At 31.3% G+C, this 3,293-nt stretch carries 5 protein-coding genes; all 5 read left to right on the top strand.

Annotation, left to right across the window (positions count from 1 at the left end):
* The first annotated feature begins 364 nt into the window (after positions 1-364).
* Positions 365-1,069, top strand: a complete 705-nt coding sequence (locus RMO70_RS06210; RefSeq protein WP_310555562.1) for a hypothetical protein — start codon at positions 365-367, stop codon at positions 1,067-1,069.
* 203 nt (positions 1,070-1,272) lie between these two features.
* The gene (locus RMO70_RS06205; RefSeq protein WP_310555561.1) at positions 1,273-1,659 is read left to right on the top strand and encodes a hypothetical protein; all 387 of its coding nucleotides are present in this window, start codon (positions 1,273-1,275) and stop codon (positions 1,657-1,659) included.
* A gap of 18 nt (positions 1,660-1,677) precedes the next feature.
* Positions 1,678-2,148, top strand: coding sequence for a PEGA domain-containing protein (locus RMO70_RS06200; protein ID WP_310555560.1), 471 nt, complete (start codon positions 1,678-1,680; stop codon positions 2,146-2,148).
* Between the two features lie 315 nt (positions 2,149-2,463).
* Positions 2,464-2,943 (top strand): hypothetical protein, encoded by a 480-nt coding sequence (locus tag RMO70_RS06195; RefSeq protein WP_310555559.1) that lies wholly within the window; start codon positions 2,464-2,466, stop codon positions 2,941-2,943.
* A 167-nt stretch (positions 2,944-3,110) separates the two neighbouring features.
* On the top strand, positions 3,111-3,293 hold a 183-nt coding region (locus RMO70_RS06190; RefSeq protein ID WP_310555558.1), incomplete at its 3' end, for a hypothetical protein.

The raw sequence follows: 3,293 nt of genomic DNA, 5'->3' as shown, positions 1-3,293 counted from the left end.
AAAGGCTGGCACACAACAGCGGTTTGCTGCAAGTTGGGCTTTCGGGCAAACTCCAAAGTTGGTTTTGTACTTGGAAGTTCAGTCATAAATTTATACATTTGGCTTATCTAATCCCAACCTGACAGCAAGCCACGAGACGTTGTGTGCAACCTTTGTGCGACAGAAACAGAGAAGTAGAAATCTAACTTAATTATTCTATAATTTACTTTAACTATTTTACATTTAGATATAATAATTTCTTGCACAAGCGTAATGTTTTTATATTATCTTGTAAACATTTTACTGTTTTTAATAACATTCTAATATTATAATCGATATATTTGTTAAAGTGAAACAACAAAGTCGCACATAAACATCAACTAATATGGCAAGTATATCAGAAAATTCCTTTGGCAAAAGACTAGACAACGCACAAGCATTAGCAACTCATATTGAATCTTTCGGTAGTTATACTGAACTAAATGCAGAGTTGTCTTTGGAAACATTAAACAGTAAAATTACAGAGTTATCAAATAATAATACAGAAGTTGCAACTAAACTCCAATCCTACTCTATTTCGGTTGACACTAAACAGAAAATATTCACAAAAGAACCGAACTCGATAATCAAAATTGTCACGCCAGTTATCGCAAACGTGCGTTCAATTTTCGGAAAAAACTCGAAAGAAGCTCAAAATATCTCAAATCTAGTAACCAAAATCAGAGGAATAAAAGTAGCAAAACCATCAGTTGGAGCAACAACAGAAACGGTGAGCCAATCCGAAAGGTCATACGGAACAATATTGCAAACATTTTCGGATTTAATCGCAACTTTAGAAACTTTAGGAGCAAATTATTCGCCAGCAAACGCGGAATGTAGTGCAACTAAACTGAAACAGAAACGTGATTTGGCATCGCAAATCAATACCAAATCAATTCAAGATTTCGGACAATTAAAAATCGCTCGTGAAAGCAGAATTGTAAAATATGAACAACTTTCTGCACTTTGTCAAAGATTTAAAGAAACTGTAAAAGCACAATATGGAACGCAATCAACTGAATATAAACTCGTAAAAGGATTAAAAATCTAAAAAAAGGCTAGCACACAACAGCGGTTTGACGCAATTGGGGGTTTGGGGCAAACTCCAAAGTCGGTTTTGTACTTGGAAGTTCAGTCTTAAATTTATACATTTGGCTAACCAAACCCCCAACTGAGCGTCAAGCCACGAGACGTTGGCAGACATATTCGAGCGACAGAAAAAGTAAATAAATCAATAAACAAAAAAGAAAATCTATGAAAAAATTATTATTTGGAATTTCCACATTTTTACTCATAAGTTGTGGGGCAAGTATTAAATCAAGTTTTACAGAACAATTAAAACCGCTTACAATTGAAAACAAAGTTGCATTTTTGGATTTAGAGAATAGAGTGCCAGAAAACTCGAAGAAAATTGGAACAGCAAAATTTGGTGACACAGGATTTTCAACTGACTGTGACTTCAACACAAATTTAATTAAAGCGAGAAATTTAGCTCGCGAAAATGGTGCAAATATTGTTAAAGTAATTGAAAAGAAAACGCCGAGTATTTTGGGTTCTTCTTGTTACAGAATAAAAGTTGACTTTTACTTTTATGACGGAGATGTATCTAAATTATCACAATATCAAATACAAATTAATTAACCCTAAATATTTTTAAAAATGAGAAACAAAATTATCTCTTGCTCTTTAGCGCTAACTTTTTTAATGACAAGTTGTGCAACAATCGTTTCAGGTTCAAAACAGAATGTAAAATTTTCAAGTAATCCATCAACAGCAACAATTTTTATTGACGAAGTTGAAGTGGGAAAAACACCATTTGAAATTAAACTTGCACGAAAAAGCGAACATAGCGTTATGCTTAAACTTGAAGGTTACCAAACTTACCAAACAAAATTAACCAAAAAGTTCAATGCCTGGTTTCTAGGAAACATATTAATTGGCGGTTTAATTGGAATAATTATTGATCCAATTACAGGAGCAATGTATAACTTAACTCCGAACGAAATAAATGCACAAATGAACAAAGGTGTGGCTTTCAAAAATAACGGAAAAGATGTTTACATAGCTGTTGCATTAAGTATTGACCCAAGTTGGAAAAAAGTTGGACAACTTGAAAAATTAAACAACTAAAAAAGAAAATACGTCTGCCAACAGCGGTTTGCAAAAATTGGGGTTTTGGTCTTGAATTTACACATTGTTTTGTACTTTTGTGTTTAGTGATTAATCGAAGTTTAGGCTAACCAAATCCCCAACTTCTGCAAGCCACGAGACGTTAGCGGAAATGCTAAAAAAAATCCCGAAAATAAAAATTATATTAATGAAATGGTGAAATTTCTTATTTTTAATAAAATCAAAAAAATTTATTTAACAAGAAGTTTGATAATAAATTCTTTAGCACTTATATGTGTTTTACCATTATTAGTTAATTTATTGATGGGACGAAAAGTGTTATCATATTTTTCAGCAGAATTGGGAATTATAGCCTGTTTGTTGATTTTAATTGGAATTATAACTAAAATTGTTGGGCAGTTTAGATACGAAAAACTGAAAGGTTTCATTAGGGGAACAATTGAATTGCACAATGAAAAAATAATTGTTAATGAGAACGAATACTTAATAGAAGAAATAAAAAAAATCGAAGTTTACGGTGGAGATTACAAAGGAAAATGGATATCAAAACATAAAACCGACTTTGGAAATGCTTTATCTAACGGAGTTGAAAATGCAATAAAAATTGTAATGGAAAATGAGAAAGAAACTGTAATAATCAATTTTTTGCAGACTGAAAAACGTGAAATTAAAAAAGCGGAAAAACAATTAATAAACTATCATAAAATGGGTAAAATTCATTGGTTGAAACTAATTGAAATATTAGACATAAACGATTACGACGAAATCCAAAAATTTAAAAGCACTATCCGCTAACAGCGGTTTGCAAAAATTGGGGTTTTGGTCTTGACTTTACACATTGTTTTGTACTTTTGTGGTCAGTGATTTACTGAAAGTTCAGGCTAACCAAATCCCCAACTTCTGCAAGCCACGAGACGTTGGCAGATATAATTTTAAAACAGAAACGTAAAAATAAAAAAAATATGAAAATTAATTTAACTATCGCATTTTTAATATTAACTACATCTATATTTTCACAAAAAATATCGGTCAAAGAAATTAATGAAAGCAGAACAACTTCTGATAATTCATACAACAATAAATGTGAAATAAATTTAAAAATAAGTGGTGATGAAATAAGAAAATACAAGTTTGTTAAAATTAGT

Source organism: Flavobacterium sp., from assembly GCF_031422135.1.
Lineage (GTDB): Bacteria > Bacteroidota > Bacteroidia > Flavobacteriales > Flavobacteriaceae > Flavobacterium.
Note: the sequence above shows the minus strand (reverse complement) of the source record. Positions and strands in the feature narration are given on the sequence as shown.

What these genes read in the sequence shown, in the direction of transcription:
- RMO70_RS06210 (WP_310555562.1), top strand. Translation starts at nt 365, where the DNA reads ATGGCAAGTATATCAGAAAATTCCTTTGGCAAAAGACTAGACAACGCA.
- RMO70_RS06205 (WP_310555561.1), top strand. Translation starts at nt 1,273, where the DNA reads ATGAAAAAATTATTATTTGGAATTTCCACATTTTTACTCATAAGTTGT.
- RMO70_RS06200 (WP_310555560.1), top strand. Translation starts at nt 1,678, where the DNA reads ATGAGAAACAAAATTATCTCTTGCTCTTTAGCGCTAACTTTTTTAATG.